The following is a 19,769-nucleotide window of genomic DNA, read 5'->3' on the forward strand; positions in this document are numbered from 1 at the left end:
GAGTGCTTTTTGTCAACGTTTTGCCGAGTGCGGTCGCGAAGCGACCGCACGCAGAGCAAAAGGTTGTTAGTTCAGGATGGACTGTGCGACCGTCGCGAGCTGCCCGTTATCCGCTTCCTGGAGTCGGTCGTCGCCGATCTTCAGGCGAAGGCGCGGGCGACCGACGTCGATCGGGACCTTCTCGGTGTCGATGAGGCCCATGTCCTCGAGTTTGGTCTTCGTGCGGCTGAACGTGGCTTTCGAGGCGATGCCGACGTCCTCGCCCCACTTGCTGATGTCGTACAGCAGGGCCTCGTTCTTGGCCGCGACGAGCAGCGAGATCGTCACTTCGTCGAGTCCGTCGCCGTCGCCGCGGGCGGTCTCGAGCGAGTTGAGGATCGACGTGAAGTCGTCTTCGGCCTCGGGGCTGATCTCCTCGGAGAGGGTCTCGCGAACGGCCGTGATCGGCGGCGTCCGGAGGTTGAATTCGGCGGCGTCGTCCCAGCGGGCCGCGTAGGTGTCGTAGGTGTCTTCGACGAAGCTCTCGTCGTCCGTGACGAGGCCGCCGACGCGGTCGCCGGCGTGGACGATGGCGATCACTCGGTCCTCGGTGACCAAAAGCGAGTTCTCGGGCGCCTCCTCGAGCGTGCGGAGCGCGAGGGCGTCCTCGCTGATGAGGTCCGCGGCGTTCGAGGCGACGATGAAGTCGTCCATGACGTCTTTCAGCGTTCGTTCGTCGGCGAGCATGTGGACGGACGGCAGGTCGCCGTCGAACGCGGTCGCGACGGAAACGAACTCTTCGATGGCGTCCCCCGACGGGTTGACCATGTAGACGTCCCCGGTCGCCTCCTCGAGAACGGAGTCGAGGATATCGTCAATCTGGTGGTTGAGTAAATTCGAGGTCATGTCTATACAGAAGTAAACGTACGGATCTTACTTAATTTTGGTGGCCGAATCCACACCAGAACATCGTGTGCGACGGCGACGCCGGTAATTTTTGTCCGGGTTCTCGTCAGTTGACCGACGAGATGGCGCCGAATCTACGTTCTGTCGGAAATCTGTCTAGAACCGTCAGACCGTTCGACTGTACCGCCGTTAGCCACTCGTAAACAGTTGTAGAATTGACGATAGATATATAGTAACGATCTGTTATTGTTAGGTCGTATGGGTGTCAGCTGCGAGCGATTACGGTTGGTTACGCGTGAATTCCTCTGTCGGGCGTATACGGCCGAGAGAGCGGATCGACCGGCGATGCGAGCCAAGCGCGTCAGCACGTACGGCGGCCCTTGACCTCCTCCCACGACTGACGTTGTGGGATTCCTCCGCTTGGCTGTCGGACTATGCCGATTCCACGGAGGCAACTTTTCCACCTCAAGACGGGTACTCCGGTCTGTGTGATCCCCATTGGGACGTGCCCTCTCGGGAGAGTCTGGTGTCTCCGACCATTCGTGGTCGTCCCACTCGAGGCACACGGGCTGGGCCATCAGCCCGGCCTTCATGGGTCTTCGCTCGCTCGCCGCACTCTGGACACGTACCTCCATCAACGTCGGCGACGATCAGTACGAGAAATTGCAACGGCTCAAGGACGAGTACGGGTTGCTGTGGGACTGTTGGTACAGGGTATATGGCGAGCGAAGAAGACGCTATAACACGGGATAGCCCGCGGTCAGACGCTCGTGATGAGGTACACAAGTGACGGATTCACCCCACGACTAACGTCGTGGGCTCTCTCCTGTGTTCTCTGTAGGAATCACTCGACGAACCGCGACGCCAACTCCGTCGACCAGTAGACGTCGCCGTTGAAGATCACCGACGCTTCCGTTTCTTGGAGTAGCGTGGCCAGTTCCGACTTCGTCACGGTGAAATTCGACTGCGTGCCACAGAGGTAGGCGAACTCGTTGTCCTCGACGTGCGGGAAGTAGTACGAGCCCGTGACCCGCGTCGAGTAACAGTCGAACGTGACCAGGTACTCGGCGCGCTCGTCCTCGAGTTTCTCGAGCGTGAGCGTGGTCGGGACGCGGTGTTCGCCCTGGGTCAGCGAGTGCGTGCCGTCGCCGACGACGGCGTAGTCTTTCCCCATCATGATGCGCCTGCGCGCAAGCCCCATCGCGCGTTCGATGCTGAACCCGTGGACGAGGAGTTTGGCGAACGTCGAGCCGACCTTGACGGCGTGGTCGTTGAGGACCTTCGAGAAGGTGACCGCGCCGGCGACGCTCCCCCGCTCGATGAGCCCCATCCCCTCGTAGTAGGAGCCACAGGCGTTGAGGAAGAACGTCTGGGTGTTACAGCGAGAGAGACTCGAGGTCGAGAGGTAGCCGTCGGAACAGCGCAGGCCGTCGGTTTCGCAGTGGCCGATGTAGTGGACGAAGTCGTGGTCGTCCTCGAAGACGCGCGCGAGTTCGGCCGTCGAGAGCGATTCGTCGACGGTCACCTCCATCGAGAGTTCCTCGGATCGCTGGCGGTAGATCTCGGCGACATCGTCGTGTTCGCCGGCCATCTCGGGATCGTTCAGGACGACGGCGATCGACGTCGAGTCGGTCGCGCGCTCGAGGTAGTCCAGCCGGTTGTGGTAGGCCTCGGGGGTCGTCTTGAAGACGTCGATCGGGACGCCGTCGGCGAGCCAGCCGTGGACCCGCCCGTTGTGGAGTTCGGGTTTGACGATGTCGACCGACGCGACCTTCCCGGTGCTCGCCCGGCTGCGGCCGTCGGGGCCGTCGTTTCCGTCGCGTGAACCGCCGCCGCGATAGAAGTCCTCCAGCGAGCGCTCGACGAGCTCCTTTCCCTCGAGTTCGGAGGTCCGGGGCATGTGGACTAGGCTCATCCGGTCGAGCAGAAAAGGGAGCGACTCGACGCTGTCGTAGTCGGGGCGGACGTACGTCGAGAGGTGCCAGTCGGGGAGGCGGTGTTCGATGGCGGCGTCGGGCACCTCGAGGTAGGTCGCGAGTCGGCGCTGGGGGCCGGCCTCGTAGAGTTCCTCGGCGTCGAGACCGAGGACCTCGAGCATGCTCTGTTCGGCCAGGTTCGTCCCGTAGGGGCCGGCGTTGCGGACCAGACAGTCGAAGAAGAAGGCCTTCCGGAGCAGTCGATCGACGTCGCGCTCGAGACCGGGCATCGGCGACAGCCGCTTCTCGACGGCGAACTCCGGGAGGCGAAGCGTCGCGTGGCTCGGCCCGGTTGGGGGACGCTCGCGGGGTTCGATCGTCGCCTGCAGGTAGTAGGCCAGCGGCGCGGCGACGAACAGCGACTCGTAGTCGGCCGGGACGATCAGTTCGATCCCCGACGGGGAGAAGTCCTCTCGGATGCAGTCCGGAATCTCGAGGCTGTCGCCGCGCTCGAGCAGCGACGGGTGGCCCCGGAGGGTCGGATAGGTGCGATCCGGGCCGTCGGTCTTGTGAGAGGTGGCGAGATGCGTGAGTCCGGCGGCGATCCCCTCGGGCGTGTCGGGGACGGTGATGGTTCCCGCGGGGAGTTCGTGGCGACTCCGGAAGCCGACGATCACGCGTACGCGATCGGGAAACCTGACGACGGTCTCCTCGTAGCCGCCGGTCTTCTCGATCGTCGCCGTCCCGGAAAACCGGAGGTACGTCTTGATCTCCGTGTCGATGTCGACGACGTACTCGCCCGGGGACAGCGAGAGCGGCGCCCCGTCGGGATCGAGTTCGTGTTGCTCGTCCGAGCCGAGCGAAAACGCGTAGGCGACCGCGTGGGGGAATCGGAGTTCGTCCGTCGTCACGACGACCGTCTCGTCGACGGGCCGTGGGATGTCGGGTCCGGTTCCGCCGACGACGAGATCCCTTCCGTGAACCGACAGTTCGGCGTTGTCGGCGTCAGTCACGCGGAGCGCCCCGTCGTCTACCGCCCACTCTATCATTCGGTACGCTGAATGTTCCCCGAGAAAGTTAGTTGTATCGGGAGTCAAAGCTTTGATAATTCAGGAGAGGTGCCGGGAGCGACCGTCGTTTGGCCGATTTTCGGCGGTGGATCCCGGTCGAATTGACACGTTGGGATCATTCCCAGCGGTGAGATTCGCCGAAGACGGGTACACTTATACAGTCTCCAGCCGGCACATCGGACATGGAGCACGAGCACGTACGGGACGTCGATCCCGCCGTCGCCGATGCACTCGAGGGAGAGGTCGACCGCCAACGAGAGACGCTGCAGATGATCGCCAGCGAGAACCACGTCAGTCAGGCGGTCATCGACGCGCAGGGCAGCGCCCTGACGAACAAGTACGCCGAGGGGTATCCCGGCTCGCGCTACTACGGCGGCTGCGAGTACGCCGACGAGGTCGAACAGCTGGCCATCGACCGCGCGACCGAGCTGTTCGGCGCCGAACACGTCAACGTCCAGCCCCACTCGGGCACGCAGGCCAACCAGGCCGTCTACTTCGCGATGCTCGAGCCCGGCGACAAGATCCTCTCGCTGGATCTCAACCACGGCGGCCACCTGAGCCACGGCCATCCGGCGAACTTCGTCGGGCAGCTCTACGAGGTCGAACAGTACGAGGTCGACGCCGAGACGGGCTACCTCGACTACGAGGGCCTCGCGGAACACGCCGAGGAGTTCGAGCCGGACATCATCGTCTCCGGCTACTCCGCGTACCCGCGCGAGATCGAGTGGGAGCGTATCCAGGAGGCCGCCGACAGCGTCGGCGCGCTCCACCTCGCCGACATCGCCCACATCACCGGCCTCGTCGCCGCCGGCGTCCATCCCTCGCCGGTCGGCACCGCCGACTTCGTCACCGGCTCGACCCACAAGACGATCCGCTCGGGTCGGGGTGGCATCGTCATGTGCGACGAGGAGTACGCCGACGACATCGACGCGGCGGTCTTCCCCGGCGGACAGGGCGGCCCGCTCATGCACAACATCGCGGGCAAGGCCGTCGGCTTCAAGGAGGCGCTCGAGCCCGAGTTCGAGGACTACGCCGAACAGACCGTCGCCAACGCGAAGGCCCTCGGCGAGAGACTCGCCGAAAACGGCTTCTCGCTGGTTTCGGAGGGGACGGACAACCACCTCGTCCTCGTCGACCTCCGCGAGAGCCACCCCGACACCTCCGGCGGCGACGCCGAGGAGGCCCTAGAGGAGGCCGGCATCGTCCTCAACGGGAACACGGTCCCCGGCGAGACGCGCTCGCCGTTCGACCCCTCGGGCATCCGCGCGGGCACGCCCGCGCTGACCACCCGCGGCTTCGACGAGGAGGACTGCCGCAAGGTGGGCGACCTGATCACCCGCGTCGTCGACGCCCCCGAGGACGAGGCCGTCCTCGAGGAGGTCCGCGAGGAAGTCGCGACGCTGTGTGACGCGAACCCGCTGTACGAATAAGCGAACGACGCCGCGGCCGCCGATTTCCGAGCCCCTGTCACTCGCCGGCACGCGGCTTTTCCACCGGCTGGACGTACCGCCGTCAATGGCTACGAATCCGACCGGAACCGTTCTCGACGACGATCGACTGCTCGAGCTTCGCGAGACCGCGACGACGGCGGCCTCGGAACTGGCCCTCGAGGTGACGCCGGTCGCCGACTTTATGGGCGCCGAGGCGGGCGACCACGTCGACTGGGGCGTCGACGAGTACGAGGACGAACCGATGCTCGTTCTCAGTGCGATCCCGGACCCACAGACCGGCGACGCGCCGTACCCGCGCCAGCTCCGCGAGGAGGGCGGCGAAATCGTCGCGCCCGTCCCCGATCCGCTGGTGCGCGCCGCCTCGCCAGAGGGGCTGGGACTGGACCTCGAGTCCTACGACGCCGACCGGCCGCTGCTGTTCGACGCGATGACGGCCGCCGAGACGATCGGCCTCGTTCCGGTCCGATTCGACGACGGCGATCCGTACCGTCCCGAGCCGCTGCCGGGGACGCCGGACGACAGCGACCCCGTCGCCGAGGAGACCATCGCCCGCGAGCGCGATGGCGATCCGACCCCGCGACCCGAGACGATGGACGCGCCGATCGACGCGCTCGTGCTCGACGAGGTCATGGCCGAGGCTCCCACCGACGTCCCCGAAGCCGACGTCGTCGGGATCCTCGAGGGGATCGAAACCCACGATATCGTCGGCTCGGGCGATCACGTCGCCGGCAAACCGCCCCTCACGGTCGACGATCGGGCGGTGTGCCTGCTCGAGGACGGGGCGTGGACCGACCGAATCGCGCCGGCGCTCGAGTCGAACGCCGTCGATGTCGACGCGGACGCGCTCGAGGCTGCGCGGGAGGCCCACGAGCGACAGGCGCTTCGGCTGATCGACGCCGCGGACGCGGACGAGTACGGCGACCTCGAGACGACGTACGAACCGGTGGTCACCGCCGAGCGAGACACGGCCGAGTGGGAGATTTCGGAGACGGGAACGGACGACCGGAGCCCAGAGGAGTGACCGACGCTTCTCGCCGCTGATCCGACTCGAGCGGTCCGACTTCCATCAAAACCTTTCGAGCCACCTACCTTTTTGTGCCCTGTGATTGCGTATCACACGCATGGGTGAGGATTCGGCGACAGCGATGTACCGCACTAGGACCGACGCGTTGACGACCGATGTCGGGGAAGGGCGGCCGGTCGTCTTCGCCCACGGAACGCTGATGGACCGGACGATGTTCGCGCCGCAACTCGAGGCACTGAGGGACGAGTACCGAGCGGTCGCCTACGATCTGCGGGCACGGACGGACCGGTACGCGTCGGACTACGACCTCTGGGACCTGACCGACGACTGCGCGGCGCTGCTAGATGGGATCGGCGAGGATAGCGCCGTCATCGTCGGGATGTCCATGGGCGGATTCATGGGCCTGCGCTTCGCGCTCAGGTACCCGGAGCGGGTCAACGGACTCGTCCTGATCGACTCGATGGCGACGCCTCACCCTGCAGAGCAACGGGAAGCCTACGCCGACCTCGTCGCGCCGTTCGAGGGGATGCACGACCCGACGCCGCGAGAGATCGCCGAGGGGTCGACGGCCGAACTCTTCGGCGAGACGACCCACGAGGAGAACCCCGAACTCATCGAGACCTGGGTCGATCGCTGGGCCACCTACCCTGGCGCGGCGGTCCACAACGAACTCCACTCCTGGCTCGGCCGCGAGGACGTCACTGACCGTCTCTCGGAGATCGACGTCCCCACGCTGATCATCCACGGCGAGGAGGACCCGTCGATCGCACCCTCGCAGGCCGAACCGATGCTCGAGGAACTCCCCGACGCCGAGATGGAGGTGATCCCGGAGGCAGGTCACACCTCTAATCTCGAGCGGCCGGAACCGGTCATCGAGGCGATCCGAACCTTCCTCGACGAACGGTTCCGACCGGCCTAGTATCCACGTTTGTGCCTATTCGGCCGCTCGACGGAGCCAGTTCTGAGCACGAATCCGAGGGTTGATTAGCCTCGCGGTCGCCCACTCGAGTAATGACCGAGATCATCGACGGCGACGCCGTCGCGAGTCAGATTCGAGACGACCTGACCGACGCGATCGAGACGCTCGCCGACGCGGGCGCGCGTCCGGGGCTGGCGACCGTGCTGATGGGCGACGATCCCGCGAGCCAGACCTACGTCAACATGAAGCAACGCGACTGCGAAGAGGTCGGCATCGAGAGCTACCACGTCGATGTCGACGGCGACGCCTCGCCCGAGACGCTGTACGACGAGATCGCCGACCTCAACGACAACGACGACGTTCACGGCTACATCGTGCAGGCCCCGGTTCCCGATCACGTCGACTACCGCGAGGTTATCCGCCGGGTCGACCCCGCGAAGGACGTCGACGGCTTCCACCCCGAGAACGTCGGCCGACTCGTCGCCGGCGACGCCCGCTTCCGTCCCTGCACCCCCCACGGCGTCCAGAAACTGCTCGAGTCTGCCGACATCGACACCGAGGGCAAGGACGTCACGATCGTCGGCCGCTCGGACATCGTCGGCAAACCGCTGGCCAACCTGCTGATCCAGAAGGCCGACGATGGAAACGCGACGGTGACCGTCTGTCACTCCCGGACCGAGGATCTCGCCGAGAAGACCCGCAGCGCCGACGTCGTCGTCGCCGCCGCCGGCGCGCCGGAACTCGTCGACGGCTCGATGATCGGCGAGGGCGCGGTCGTGATCGACGTCGGCGTCAACCGCGTCGACGCGGACAACGAGAAGGGGTACGAACTGGTCGGCGACGTCGAGTTCGAGAGCGCGACGGAGCAGGCGAGCGCGATCACGCCCGTCCCGGGCGGCGTCGGCCCGATGACGCGGGCAATGTTGCTGTACAACACGGTCAAGGCCGCGAGCCTGCAGGAAGACATCGACGTCGACCTGCCCTGACCGGACGCTGCGATCGAACTCCGGATCGGTTTCTCGAGGCTTCGGTACGCTGTTCTCCTCGAGCCGCCGGATCGTTCTCGAGCCCGCTGTGAACCCGGCGCTCGGCTGCGTCGCTCGACCGTGGGGCGTAGACTCGCCTCTCCGTTCACCCGTCGTCGAACCGAATCAGCCGGCGCTCCTCGAGTTGCATGAGGAAGTGCGCGAGCGTCTCGTCCACGGGAGCGACGCGCTCGTCGGCGTGGGAGTCCGCGACGACCGATGCGATCTCGGCGACGGTGTGGTCGCCGTCGCAGCGGCGCCAGACCGTCGCCCCGACGGGATCCAGCGCGAGTTCCCGCTCCCGACTCGTCCCGAAGAGATCGAACAGGAACCGGTCGAGTCGGTTGCGCGGCGTCTTCGTCCAGTAGACGGTGACTCGAGGCTCGCCGTCGACGGTCGTCTCCTCCCAGTCGTCGGCGGTCCGGATCGGGACGGCGCTCGGCCCGTGCGAACTCATCGGTCCGCCGCGTCGGGCGCGTTCCGGAGCACGCTGGCCACGAAGAGCCCGACGAGCGCGACGACGGCGACGACGCCGAGGATCGTCTGCGTCTGGCCGCCGAGTCCGAGCGGGAACGGCGCGCCCTCGGCGTTCCCGATCCCGGTGATGTAGAGCGCGCCGATGACGATCCCCATGATCGCCTCGCCGGTGATGAGCCCAGCCGCGACGATCCGGCCCCTCGAGGTCGTGTGTTCGGCGAGCGATCCGTCCTCGTCGTCCTTCCGGGCCACGTACCGGTCGATGCCAGCCCGCAGCAGGCCGCCGAGGAAGATCGGCGTAGCGAGCGTGATCGGCAGGTAGATCCCGACCGCGAAGGGCAGGACGGGGACGTCCATGAGGATCAGGACGAACGCGAAGACGGCGCCGATGAGGATCATCCCCCACTGGGCGGTGCCCGTGAGGACGCCCTCGGAGATCAGCGCCATCATCCCGGCCTGTGGCGCGGGGATGGTCTCGCTCCCGATGCCGTAGGCCTGGTGGAAGAAGTACAGCACCCAGCCGGCGAACAGCGCCGAGATGGCGATCCCGATCACCTGCGCGATCTGCTGGTTTCGCGGGGTTGCGCCGAGCAGGTAGCCGGTCTTTAAGTCCTGGGAGGTGTCGCCCGCGACCGCCGCGGCGATGGCCACGACCGAGGCCGTCACCAGCACCACGACGGGATCGGTGACGCCGGTCGATCGCAGCGCCAGCGCGGCGATCAGGATCGTCGCCACGGCCATCCCGGAGACGGGGTTCGACGAGCTGCCGACGACCCCGACCAGGTACGCCGAGACGGCGACGAAGAGGAACGCGGCGATCACAGCGATGACCCCACCCAGCAGGCCGACCTGGACCTGCGGGACCGCGACCAGCGCGAGCGCGATCAGGGCGGCGCCGACCACGACGACTTTCATCGGGAGGTCGCGCTGGGTGCGTTTGCGCTCGCCGGTCGCGGCCGCCCCGGAGCCGCGAATCTCTGCGACTGCGGTTCCCAGCGCGTCGGCGATCGTGCCCCGCATCGAGAGCACGGCGTAGAACCCGCCGACGATCATCGCGCCCGCGCCGACGTAGCGGATGTACTCGTCCCAGACCGCGTCGGCCTGGGTCATCAGCGCCGCGTCGGCGGCCGATTCGGGGACGAACCCGCCCGTGATGAGCAGCGGGATTAGCATCATCCAAGCGATCAGCCCGCCGCCGAACACGTAGCCGGCGATTCGGGGCCCGATGATGTAGCCGACGCCGATCAGGGCGGGCGTGAAGTCGCCGCCGATGGCGAACCCGTCGGTTTCACCGGCCGAGAACGCCGTCTGGATCGTCGTCCGGAAGGCGGCCATCCCGCTGGCCAGCCACATGTAGACGAAGCTCACGAGGAAGCCAAAGGAGATGAGTTTCACGCCCTCGTCGCCGCGCGAGCCCGCCTCGAGCACGTCGGCACAGGCCGTCCCTTCCGGATAGGGAAGCTCCTCGTGTTTGTCGACGATGAGGTAGCGGCGCATCGGGATCATAAACAGGATCCCGAGCAGGCCGCCCAGAATCGCCACGACCGCGGTGTTGACGATGTCGATCGGCTGGTCGAGGAAGGTCACGCCCGCGATCGTGAAGATGACGCCCGCCGCGAGCGCCTCGCCCGCGGAGGTCATCGTCTGGACGATGTTGTTCTCGAGGATCGTCCCGCCGATCCCGGCCTGTCGGAGCCCGTAGAAGAGGCCCATGCTGATGACCGCCGCCGGGATAGAGGCGCTGATCGTCATGCCCGAGCGCATCCCGAGATACATGTTCGCGGTCAGCATCACCACGTTGAGCGCGAGGCCGATCGCGACCGCCTTGATCGTGAGTTCGGCCACGCTCTTCCCCGCGGGGACGTACGGGGACGGTCCGCTCTCCGCCACCTGTTCGCGCGCTGTGCGACTCTCGCTCGTGTCCGGTTCTTCTTCGGATGGTCCGTGCGCCATAGTGTGTTCGTGTGTACAGGACCCCCGCGAGCGGTCGCTCGCGCCGGCCGCTGTTGGCTCGCGCAGGAACCCGTTCCGTCGAGCGATCCGGGCCGATCGAGGGCGGTCCGTACGTTCGTCAGAACGTTCTCGATCGACGGTATAAGAGCGGCAAGATTTACACCGGGATGGTAAGATAATTAACCGATCGGTGCCCGGCGTTCGCGAGGTCGGTGCTTCCGGACCCGTCGCGGTCGCCGACTCAGTTCCCGAACCGGCCGCCCGAACCGTCGGCTCCGAACTCGAGGTCCTCGAGGCGGTCCTGCGCGCGGGTAAACGCGAGTTCGTCGCCGCGGAGGCCGTTCGCCAGGTCGCGGGCGGCCTCGATCAGTCGATCGGCGGTCCGGGGATCGACGTCGCCGTCGAGCATCCGGACGCGGGTGACGTGTTCGCCGAGCGTCTCGAGGGCGCCGCGCTCGGCGGTCGTCAGGTCGCGATCCTCGGCCCAGGTGCGGATATCTCGGCGATAGTCGCGGACGGCGTTCGCGGCGGCGAGGCCGCGCGCACTCCGGAGGCCGGGCGGGACCTCCGCAGTGGGCGGCCGCTGGCCGCCGTCGGATCGCGGGCCGCCGCCGTCGGCGTCCCGGAGCAAGGAGAGGAAGTAGAGTTCTTCGCGCTCCTCGAGGTCGATCTCTCGGCGGACGATATCGGCGACGTGGAGGAGTTCGTTCGCGGCCAGGTAGTCGTCGTCGAGTTCCCGGAGCGTGCCCGCGTTGACGAAGCCGCGCCGGCGGACGTACTCCCGACACTCCTCGCGGGCCCGCTCGGCGAGGTCGCCGACGGGCTGGTCGTCGATGGCGTTGCGGATCGCCGTGAGATCGAACGTGACCTGGAGATCGGTGTGTTCGGTCCGGTCGTCGACGCCGACGCTGTGGAGGCTCCCGCAGGCCGGACAGCCGACGCTGCCGGTCTCGTAGTACGACCACCGCGTCCCGCACTCCTTGCACTCGCGCTCGCCCCTGATCTTCATGGACGGTCCTACGCGCGGACGACCCAAAATCACACCGGAGTCGACCGAACGCCGCGGGGACGGTCGCCCGTTTCAGACGCGAAGGTGGTGACGGGGACTCTATCCAACCGATCGGGCTCGCTCCGCCGAGGTACCGGAACCGACGCGATCGAGAAACGTTCGTGATCGGTTCGATCGCTGACGTGAGCGCCCCGAATTCCTGACAGTTACGTCGGCTACCGCCGGATTTACTGGCCGAACGGTACGAAACCGATGACGATCACGAACGGCTAGTCGACGTTCAATAGGTGATTAACGGACGGCAGTTGCAGGCCACACTGCAACCACATGGAACGTCCTTTCCAGGAATATGTCCGATTCAGAACTCAATCGACGCAAGTTCGTCGCCGCAACAGGTACCGCAGGCGCGCTCGTACTCGCTGGCTGCGCTGACAGCGGACCCGGCGGCGGAGACAACGAAAGCGAAAACGGCGAAGAGACGAACGACACCGGAAACGGAAACGAGACCGAAGGGTCGGAAGACGAGACGTATTCCCTGACGGTCACCGTCGAGGACGATCAGGAGGAACCCGTCGAGGGTGCGACCGTCACGCTCGAGGAGGCCGGCAGCGGGATGCTCGGCGGCAACGGCGGCGAGAACGAGTCGGACAACGAGTCCAACGAGTCCGACGACATGCTCGGCGGCAACGGCGAGGAAAACGACTCCGACAACGAGTCGGAAGTCGGCTCGTTCGTCCAAGAGGACAACGAGTCCGAGAACGAGTCCGACGACATGCTCGGCGGCGAGAACGAGTCGGAGAACGAATCAGGCAACGAGACCGAGGACGGCGGACTCGGTACCAGCGAGGAGGAGTGGCCGCGAGAAGAGGAGACCGACGAGAACGGCGAAGTCGAGTTCGACGAACTCGAGGACGGCGAGTACACCGTCACCGCGGAAAGCGAAGGCGAGGAAGCCGAGGACGACGTCGAGATCGACGGCGGCGACGAGGAGGTAACGCTGACCCTCGGCGAGAGCGGCAGCTCGGGTAACGAGTCGGACAACGAGTCCGACGACGGCATGCTGGGCGGCAGCGGCGAGGAAAACGAGTCGGACAACGCGTCCGATAACGAATCGGACGACAGCTAACGCCGATCGACAGCGCGCAGCGGTAGCCGACGGAAATCTGGCGGTCGATCGGCGGCCGCCGTGTCCCATCGCTTTTTCAGACGCTCGTCGGGGAGCGACAGCGACGGAGTCGGAGTCGGAGTCGGAGTCGGACGTCTCCGTCTGTCTCTCGGCGATCGGAATCGCTCGCGAACGGCTTGTGAACTGTTGTCGCTCTCAAATCGCTTCCTTATCGCCGAAAGCGTCGGCGGCGATCGGTAGCCGCCGTCCCAATCCCCAGTTATTTCCAGCCTGTCGAGAGCTGGATCTCGAGCTGCCGGGTGGAGTCGAACGAGTGACCGGCACCGTCCCGAGAGCAACGCCCCCGTCGGTCCATGTTCACCGCCGGCGACGGCTCGAACCCCGTCCGGCGACCGTTTTTTCTGTTCTCCGGCCCTAGTGGCGAGTATGCGCGACGAAGAAGAAATCCGCGAGCAGTACGAGTTCCTCACCGAACACCTCGAGAGCGAAGACATGCGCCACGAGGGCGTCAGGCAGATGTTCACCCACTACAAGCGCGCCATCGGCTGGGTGCTCGAAGAGGAGCACATCTGAGCCGCGGAACGTATCAAACGCCGATCCGGTGTCGTTACTTTTAAGTATTCTCGGCGAAAGCGTTCAGATGACGCTTCGCTTGGAGGGCCGAAGCGTCAGCGGGGACCAATTCAGGGCGGCAAGCGATCGCGTGACACTTTTCCCGTCACGCGATCTGCTTTCCTGTTTCGAACTCACATTTCACAGCGACCGCGTTCTCGATCGCAACCGAATCTCACTGCTACTCGAAGCCGCCTTTCTCGCACTCCGATATCATTAAAATACCGAAACGATACGGACGGTGTGTAAACATGAACTGCACGTTACGTGAATTAGCGCGAGAACCCATCATAGCCGTTATCTATTCGGAATCGCACGCAAACGACGCGGTCGATCGGTAATATCGCTGTTTCGATCGAAACAACCCGATAGCCTTATTAAATTTCGACAGTAAGTGCAACTGGTACTTTCCCAATGTACGACCTGACAGGATTCCAGCGAGATCTGCTGTACGTCATCGCCGGCGAGGAGGAGCCCCACGGGCTAGCGATCAAGGAGGAACTCGAGAACTACTACGAGAAGGAGATCCACCACGGTCGACTCTACCCGAACCTCGACACTCTCGTCGACAAGGGCCTCGTCGAGAAGGGACGGCGCGACCGCCGGACGAACTTCTACACCCTGACTCGACGCGGTCGCCGCGAACTCGAGGCCCGTCGCGAGTGGGAGGGACAGTACGTCGACCTGTAACGACGGACCGCTCGCCCCGTCGCACGTAGCACGTCGCTCGATCGCGCCCGATCGCTTCGCTCGCGGGTTTGCGGTTCGGCGTCGAGGATCGTCTCGTCACTCGCCTTCCTCGAGTTCCGCGGCGCTTTTCCGCGTTTCCGTCGGTCGCTCGAGGCGACGCTCGCCTTGCGAGCCAGCGCGCCGTTTATGGTAACACGCCGTGAACGACCGACAGTGAACGAAATCGCGTTGCAGATCGCCGATGCGCCGCTGGACGAGACGGTCGTCCGGATCGCGCTGGCCGGAGCGCTGGGGATGTTCCTCGGCCTCGAACGAGAGTGGTCCCAGAAGTCGGCCGGGATCCGGACGTTCTCGCTGATTAGCCTCCTCGGAGCGGTCTTTACGCTGCTGGTCTTCGAGAGCGAAATCGGCGAAACGCTGCTCGTCCTCGGCGGGCTCCTCGTGATCGTCCAGGGCGTCCTGCTGGCGGTCCAGGGGCTGTTGAGCGCCGACGAGGCCGGCCTCTCGCTGACCACCTCGGTCTCGATGCTCGTCGCCTACGGCGTCGGCGTGCTGGTCGCCGCCGGCTTCATCATCGAGGGAGTCACGGTCGCCGTCCTCTCGTCGCTGCTGTTGGTCCTCAAGCGCGAACTCCACGAGTTCGCCTGGGGGCTCTCCCACGAGGAGATGCGCTCGACGATCGAGTTTTCCATCCTCGCGTTCGTCATCTACCCGGTCCTCCCCGCCAAGGTCACCGCGGAGGTCGGCGGGATCGAGATCCCGCTCGAGCCCCAGGTGATCTGGCTGATGGTCGTCGCGGTCGCCGGCATCGGCATCGCCAACTACGCGATCGTCTCGACGTACGGCGGACGGGGCATCGCCGTGACCGGGTTCTTCGGCGGGTTGGCCTCCTCGACGGCCGTCGTCGGGACGATGCTCGACCACGTCAACCAGCGCCCCGAGGCCGCCTCCTACGCCGTCGCCGCGATCTTGCTGGCCAACGCGGCGATGGCCGTTCGCAACCTCGCCATCGCCGTCGGGTTCACCATCGGCAGCGGGAGTCCGGTCCTCCTCGAGGCGATCGTCCCGCTGGGCGCGGTCATCCTGGTCGCGTTCGCCGTCGCCGCCTGGACCGCCGACTGGGGCGAGTCGGGTCCGATCGAACTCGAGTCTCCCTTCTCGCTGAAGAACGCGCTCGCGTTCGGCGCCGTCTTCCTCGTCGTCCTCGTCTTCGGGTCGCTGGCCGAGACCTGGTTCGGGACGCTCGGCTTCTACGCCACCGCCGTCGCCAGCGGCTTCGTCTCGAGCGCCGGCGCGACCACCTCGGCGGTCGTCCTCTATCGCGGCGGCCAACTGGGGCCCGCGGAGGCGACCATCGCCATCCTGCTGGCGACCGTCTCGAGCATCGTCGTCAAGGCCCTGCTCGCCTCGACGTCCTCGAACGACGGCTTCCGCAATCAGGTCGCGGTCTACAGCGGTCTGTTGCTGCTCGGCGGCGCGGTCGCGACGGTCGCGATCGTCGTCTAAAATATCGGTCCGAATCTGTCGATACGTCGCGTGTGTCGGCCGCAGCGGTCTCGAGTAATCAGATGCTGACAGGACTCGAGTGACCGGGAGCGTCCTGCTACCGTGAGCGAGTCATAGAACAGTTCGCGCACCACTTCTACGACTACCCAACGAACGGTAAGTACAGAGGGTGTATTCAGCACGGGAGATATAATTGGAGGAAATATAGTGAGTTCTATCTATCACCGAAACAGCCATGAATGTATATTTTCTAACCACAATATGGTTAGACTCAAATTTGTGTTTGCCGCCGGCATTTTTGCGGTTCTTGGTACAGCAGTTACTCAATTAATACAGCTAACTTTCATCGAATCTGTTGTGGTGAACGCAGCTATAGAGGGTCTTTTCGTAGGAGCAGTCGTCTATCTTGGTCTCAAAACTCTCGAACGATCTGTGAATTCACAGTAGTTCATACTCAGTATGGTGGGCATGGGCTACTCTGCACCTACAGCTACTTTGTACCCATAGTTACCGTCGTCTTCAGAATTCAATAGTCGCACAACGCGCTCTGTATTCAACACGATTCTCATAATCCCACTGGCATCTGATAGAAGTTACAGCGGTAAGTTCACATGTGTAGCGAACGAATAGTTCGCTTCGAATAGGCCGAAATAAACGCTGTGCGAATCATTCTATGACACCTCTCATCGTGGCAACAGGGAATCGCCACGCCCCCCAGCCGATTCGCTCGATCACGGGTCGCTCCGCTCCCCGTTCGCTATTCCGAGGCACAAGCGCCTCGCGACGCTCGCAAGCTCGCTCACTCATCCCTCGCACGTGAGCGTCGATCGCTCCTCACAGTCGGTCGGAGCAATCGACAGCGCACGCCACCGCACGCCGGGATGACAGGCTTTGATCGAGCGGACAAGCCCGCTGCAGTCGGCGCCTATTTCACTTTCGCGTGATAACACACCACGTATGGACCGCGATACGGTCGAACCGCAGGTCGGGACGATCCCCGACGAACGCGCCAGGCAGTGGGTCGACTACCACCACGGGCTCGCCGCGCCGAGCACGTACGTCTACGAGTTCGTCTGGGACGCGACCGCCGAGGCCGTCGGGCCGTTCTGTACCGACGTCGACGGCAACGTCCTGCTGGACTTCACGAGTCACGTCGCCGCGGCGCCGCTGGGGTACAACAACCCCGCGATCCGGGAGAAACTCGAGGCGTTCGACCTCGTCGACCCGCTGAAGATCGCCGGCCAGGACTTCTACGTCAGCGGCGGGGGTCCCCCCGAGGACCCCGAGTTTCCGGGGCCGACCCAGTTGATGGATCGCCTGGTCGCGATGACCGACCAGTACGACATGGATCGGGTCTTCCTCTCGAACTCCGGCGCCGAGGCCGTCGAGAACGCCATCAAGAGCTGCTACGCCGCGGGCGGCCACCGCGCGTTCACCTTCGACGGGGCCTTCCACGGCCGCACGCTGGGCGCGCTCTCCCTGAATCGCTCGAAGGCCGTCCACCGCCGGGGCTACCCCGAGATTCCGGGCGTCGTCAGCGTGCCCTATCCCTCGACCGACGCGGAGTACGAGCGTCGCTGGCGCACCGACGGCCCCGGCGGCAACGTCGTCTCGGACAAACTCCACCCCGACCGCGGCGTGATCGACCCCGACGAGGTCGCCTACCTGATCCTCGAGCCGATCCAGGGCGAGGGCGGCTACCGGGTCGCCCACCCCGAGTTCGCGCGGGACCTCGAGGCGCTTCGCGACCGGTACGGCCTCCGGATCGTCGCCGACGAGATCCAGTCCGGAGTCGGACGGACGGGCGAGCTGTGGGCCGTCGACCACCTCGATCTCACGCCGGACGTCATCACGGCCGGGAAGGGGCTGCGCGTCGGCGCGACGATCTCCCGATCGGACGTGTTCCCCGCCGAGAAAGGCCGCCTCTCCTCGACGTGGGGCGCCGGCGATATCGTCGCCTCGCTGCAGGGCGCGCTGACGATCGATACCATCCACGAGGAGAACCTGCTGGCCAACGCCCGCGATCGCGGCCGACAGTTACGGGAGCGCCTCGAGGATGCCATCGCGGACGGCGACGCGCCCGGGGCCCTTGAGGTCCGGGGCCGCGGACTGATGCTCGCCGTCGAGTTCGATACCAAGGAGCGCCGCGAGGCCGTCCTCGAGGCGGCCTTCGAGCGCGGGCTGCTCACGCTGGGCTGCGGCTACAAGACGCTGCGCCTGCTGCCGCCGCTCGACGTCACCGAACGCGAGATCGATCTGGGAACGGAGTTGCTGCTCGAGGCCGTCGCGGACGTCGCTCCCGAATTCGAGTGAGAGCGCCGCCCTCCGGCGGCTGAATCCGCACGTCGTCGTACGAAAGCCGGTCGCTCTTGCCCCGTCCGTGCGAACACAACGTACAATGATCGGCGCATTCACGGTCGGTAAGAAAGCGGTAAAGTTCGGGTACAAACGGTACGGTATTCCGGGCGCGATCGCGTCGGGCGGGATCGTCCTGGCCGGCTACGTCGCTGTCCGCCGCGCGCTGAAATCGCAAACCGGCGCCGACGACGCGACGCTCGATTCGGCCATCGACGCCGAGTCGATCAAATCGGCCGTCGAAGAGGACGGCCTGCAGGCCGTGACCGACACGCAGACGCTCGACGACGCGATCAACCAGGACGAACTGGGATCGGCCGTCGATACGAACGACGTCCAGTCGTCGGTCTCTGATCAGACCGACGAGTTCACCGGCGAACAGAATCAGAGCTGAGACGTTCAACGGTCGACACGACCGTCGACGGGCGAGCCGATCCAACGAGTGCGCTCGAACACCGCCGATTCCCGCCTTCCGTTCTCGAGCGAGCCGATAGCCGACCCGTCCGCGGATCGATCGCCGCCGTCGCTTGCGCGGATCGGCGACGAAGGCCGATTCGTCCGGCAACGGTAGCGGCGGTATCCGGACTTCGATACGGACGGCAGCCGAAAACTTGAGTGATGCGGAACATGGTCACTGTGTGAACATAACGCCCGCCTCTTTCCGAACCGGTACCGTTCCACCGGTATGCTGATCGTCGACTACCGCGTCGATTCTTCCCTTCTCATGGCGGCGCTCGACCGGGCGCCGAACACCACGGTCGACAGCGAGGAGCAGTACCTCACCGAAACGGGGGAGCTCCGATGGCTCTTCTGGGCCGAGGGAGACCAGCAGTCCGCGTTCGAGGCCGGCCTCGACGACGACCCGACCGTCACCGAACGCAAACTGCTCGCGGAGAGCGGCCCGCGGCGATTGTACCGCGTCTTTCTGACCGACCGCGGGCGTGACGATACGACGTTCCCGCTGTGGGGCGAACTCGACGTCGTCCTGCTTGAGGCGAGCGCCACGCACGACGGGTGGGAAAACCGCATGCGAATCCCGGACAGGGAGACGCTCGCGCGGTACCGGTCGGCCCTGCGCGACCGAGACCTCGACTTCCGGCTCCGGTCGCTCTATCGGGAGGCCGACGCGGACTGCTCCGCCGAGTCTCAGTTGACCGACGACCAGTACGCGGCGCTGGCGGCGGCGTACGACGCCGGCTACTTCGACGTCCCGCGAACGACCACGCAGACCGAACTCGCGGCGACGCTGAACATCTCCTCGCAGGCGCTTTCGGAGCGCCTGCGACGCGGGACCGCGACGCTCGTTCGGGAGGTGCTGCTACGGACCCGGTCTTAACTGCCTCAAGATTCAGGGACGCGACGCATCCGTTCGACCGGCCACTACCGATACGAATGACCGATCAAACGCTCGACCGCGTGTTCTCGACGCTGGGAGACTCACGGCGGCGTCTCGTTTGCCGACACCTCGCACGCGCCGACGAGCACGTCGTTTCCGTCGGGGAACTGAGCGCGTTCGTCGCCGACGCTCGCACCGAACGGTCGTCCGCACCGAGCGACGACCGCCGATCCCGAATCGCGACGCGACTGTATCACGTCCACCTGCCGGCGCTCGACGACGCGGATATCGTCGATTACGACGCGAAAAACGAGTCGGTGGCGATCGACTCGGCCTTTCCGATCGCCGTCGATCTCCTTCGGTCGGTCGACGACCGGCCCGAGCGGCCCGACGGCGCCCCGACGATCGATTGAGG

General features: G+C 65.4%; 17 protein-coding genes. 12 read left to right on the plus strand and 5 right to left on the minus strand.

Annotated features, from left to right (window positions below; genetic code table 11):
- Positions 1-66: 66 nt before the first annotated feature.
- Both tbsP and C477_RS15330 read right to left on the minus strand, forming a co-directional pair.
- Positions 67-885 (minus strand): transcriptional regulator TbsP, encoded by an 819-nt coding sequence (gene tbsP, locus C477_RS15325; protein ID WP_008895425.1) that lies wholly within the window; start codon positions 883-885, stop codon positions 67-69.
- 844 nt (positions 886-1,729) lie between these two features.
- On the minus strand, positions 1,730-3,850 hold the full coding sequence (locus C477_RS15330) for a hypothetical protein (RefSeq protein ID WP_008895426.1): 2,121 nt from the start codon (positions 3,848-3,850) through the stop codon (positions 1,730-1,732).
- A gap of 203 nt (positions 3,851-4,053) precedes the next feature.
- On the opposite strand from C477_RS15330, the gene glyA reads away from it, so the two are divergent.
- From glyA to folD, 4 genes are all read left to right on the plus strand, one after another.
- Complete coding sequence (glyA, locus tag C477_RS15335) at positions 4,054-5,301, plus strand: serine hydroxymethyltransferase (protein ID WP_008895427.1); 1,248 nt, start codon at positions 4,054-4,056, stop codon at positions 5,299-5,301.
- 85 nt (positions 5,302-5,386) lie between these two features.
- Positions 5,387-6,343: a hypothetical protein gene (locus C477_RS15340; RefSeq protein WP_008895428.1), complete on the plus strand. Its 957-nt coding sequence runs from the start codon at positions 5,387-5,389 to the stop codon at positions 6,341-6,343.
- Between the two features lie 100 nt (positions 6,344-6,443).
- Positions 6,444-7,265: an alpha/beta fold hydrolase gene (locus tag C477_RS15345; protein ID WP_008895429.1), complete on the plus strand. Its 822-nt coding sequence runs from the start codon at positions 6,444-6,446 to the stop codon at positions 7,263-7,265.
- Positions 7,266-7,357: 92 nt separating this feature from the next.
- Positions 7,358-8,251: a bifunctional methylenetetrahydrofolate dehydrogenase/methenyltetrahydrofolate cyclohydrolase FolD gene (gene folD / locus C477_RS15350; RefSeq protein WP_008895430.1), complete on the plus strand. Its 894-nt coding sequence runs from the start codon at positions 7,358-7,360 to the stop codon at positions 8,249-8,251.
- A gap of 145 nt (positions 8,252-8,396) precedes the next feature.
- On the opposite strand, the gene C477_RS15355 is transcribed toward folD, so the two are convergent.
- From C477_RS15355 to C477_RS15365, 3 genes are all read right to left on the minus strand, one after another.
- Entirely contained in the window at positions 8,397-8,747 is a 351-nt protein-coding gene (locus tag C477_RS15355; RefSeq protein WP_008895431.1) for a PqqD family protein, read from the minus strand.
- Positions 8,744-10,720 carry an OPT family oligopeptide transporter gene (locus tag C477_RS15360; protein ID WP_008895432.1) on the minus strand — a complete coding sequence of 659 codons (1,977 nt, stop codon included), beginning with the start codon at positions 10,718-10,720 and terminating at the stop codon, positions 8,744-8,746. Before C477_RS15360 ends, C477_RS15355 begins: the two co-directional genes overlap by 4 nt.
- Positions 10,721-10,961: 241 nt before the next feature.
- Positions 10,962-11,729, minus strand: a complete 768-nt coding sequence (locus tag C477_RS15365) for a DUF7117 family protein (RefSeq protein WP_008895433.1) — start codon at positions 11,727-11,729, stop codon at positions 10,962-10,964.
- Between the two features lie 349 nt (positions 11,730-12,078).
- On the opposite strand from C477_RS15365, the gene C477_RS15370 reads away from it, so the two are divergent.
- The 8 genes from C477_RS15370 to C477_RS15400 all read left to right on the plus strand — a co-directional run bounded on the left by C477_RS15370 (position 12,079) and on the right by C477_RS15400 (position 19,767).
- Positions 12,079-12,855 (plus strand): hypothetical protein, encoded by a 777-nt coding sequence (locus tag C477_RS15370; protein WP_008895434.1) that lies wholly within the window; start codon positions 12,079-12,081, stop codon positions 12,853-12,855.
- 426 nt (positions 12,856-13,281) lie between these two features.
- Positions 13,282-13,428, plus strand: a complete 147-nt coding sequence (locus C477_RS24170) for a hypothetical protein (RefSeq protein ID WP_008895435.1) — start codon at positions 13,282-13,284, stop codon at positions 13,426-13,428.
- A gap of 453 nt (positions 13,429-13,881) precedes the next feature.
- The gene (locus C477_RS15375) at positions 13,882-14,157 is read left to right on the plus strand and encodes a PadR family transcriptional regulator (RefSeq protein WP_008895436.1); all 276 of its coding nucleotides are present in this window, start codon (positions 13,882-13,884) and stop codon (positions 14,155-14,157) included.
- 213 nt (positions 14,158-14,370) lie between these two features.
- The gene (locus tag C477_RS15380) at positions 14,371-15,663 is read left to right on the plus strand and encodes an MgtC/SapB family protein (protein WP_008895437.1); all 1,293 of its coding nucleotides are present in this window, start codon (positions 14,371-14,373) and stop codon (positions 15,661-15,663) included.
- 957 nt (positions 15,664-16,620) lie between these two features.
- Positions 16,621-17,976 (plus strand): aminotransferase class III-fold pyridoxal phosphate-dependent enzyme, encoded by a 1,356-nt coding sequence (locus C477_RS15385; RefSeq protein WP_008895438.1) that lies wholly within the window; start codon positions 16,621-16,623, stop codon positions 17,974-17,976.
- Between the two features lie 85 nt (positions 17,977-18,061).
- Entirely contained in the window at positions 18,062-18,412 is a 351-nt protein-coding gene (locus tag C477_RS15390) for a hypothetical protein (protein WP_008895439.1), read from the plus strand.
- A 291-nt stretch (positions 18,413-18,703) separates the two neighbouring features.
- The gene (locus C477_RS15395; protein ID WP_008895440.1) at positions 18,704-19,354 is read left to right on the plus strand and encodes a helix-turn-helix domain-containing protein; all 651 of its coding nucleotides are present in this window, start codon (positions 18,704-18,706) and stop codon (positions 19,352-19,354) included.
- A gap of 56 nt (positions 19,355-19,410) precedes the next feature.
- Positions 19,411-19,767 (plus strand): DUF7344 domain-containing protein, encoded by a 357-nt coding sequence (locus C477_RS15400; RefSeq protein ID WP_008895441.1) that lies wholly within the window; start codon positions 19,411-19,413, stop codon positions 19,765-19,767.
- Positions 19,768-19,769 lie beyond the last annotated feature (2 nt).

This window comes from Haloterrigena salina JCM 13891 (assembly GCF_000337495.1).
Lineage (GTDB): Archaea > Halobacteriota > Halobacteria > Halobacteriales > Natrialbaceae > Haloterrigena > Haloterrigena salina.

Coding starts and splice junctions, on each gene's coding strand:
- C477_RS15360 (WP_008895432.1), bottom strand. CDS start 10,720: ATGGCGCACGGACCATCCGAAGAAGAACCGGACACGAGCGAGAGTCGC.
- C477_RS15400 (WP_008895441.1), top strand. CDS start 19,411: ATGACCGATCAAACGCTCGACCGCGTGTTCTCGACGCTGGGAGACTCA.
- C477_RS15395 (WP_008895440.1), top strand. CDS start 18,704: ATGCTGATCGTCGACTACCGCGTCGATTCTTCCCTTCTCATGGCGGCG.
- C477_RS24170 (WP_008895435.1), top strand. CDS start 13,282: ATGCGCGACGAAGAAGAAATCCGCGAGCAGTACGAGTTCCTCACCGAA.
- glyA (WP_008895427.1), top strand. CDS start 4,054: ATGGAGCACGAGCACGTACGGGACGTCGATCCCGCCGTCGCCGATGCA.
- C477_RS15385 (WP_008895438.1), top strand. CDS start 16,621: ATGGACCGCGATACGGTCGAACCGCAGGTCGGGACGATCCCCGACGAA.
- C477_RS15375 (WP_008895436.1), top strand. CDS start 13,882: ATGTACGACCTGACAGGATTCCAGCGAGATCTGCTGTACGTCATCGCC.
- C477_RS15390 (WP_008895439.1), top strand. CDS start 18,062: ATGATCGGCGCATTCACGGTCGGTAAGAAAGCGGTAAAGTTCGGGTAC.
- C477_RS15345 (WP_008895429.1), top strand. CDS start 6,444: ATGGGTGAGGATTCGGCGACAGCGATGTACCGCACTAGGACCGACGCG.
- C477_RS15330 (WP_008895426.1), bottom strand. CDS start 3,850: ATGATAGAGTGGGCGGTAGACGACGGGGCGCTCCGCGTGACTGACGCC.
- C477_RS15365 (WP_008895433.1), bottom strand. CDS start 11,729: ATGAAGATCAGGGGCGAGCGCGAGTGCAAGGAGTGCGGGACGCGGTGG.
- tbsP (WP_008895425.1), bottom strand. CDS start 885: ATGACCTCGAATTTACTCAACCACCAGATTGACGATATCCTCGACTCC.
- C477_RS15340 (WP_008895428.1), top strand. CDS start 5,387: ATGGCTACGAATCCGACCGGAACCGTTCTCGACGACGATCGACTGCTC.
- folD (WP_008895430.1), top strand. CDS start 7,358: ATGACCGAGATCATCGACGGCGACGCCGTCGCGAGTCAGATTCGAGAC.
- C477_RS15355 (WP_008895431.1), bottom strand. CDS start 8,747: ATGAGTTCGCACGGGCCGAGCGCCGTCCCGATCCGGACCGCCGACGAC.
- C477_RS15370 (WP_008895434.1), top strand. CDS start 12,079: ATGTCCGATTCAGAACTCAATCGACGCAAGTTCGTCGCCGCAACAGGT.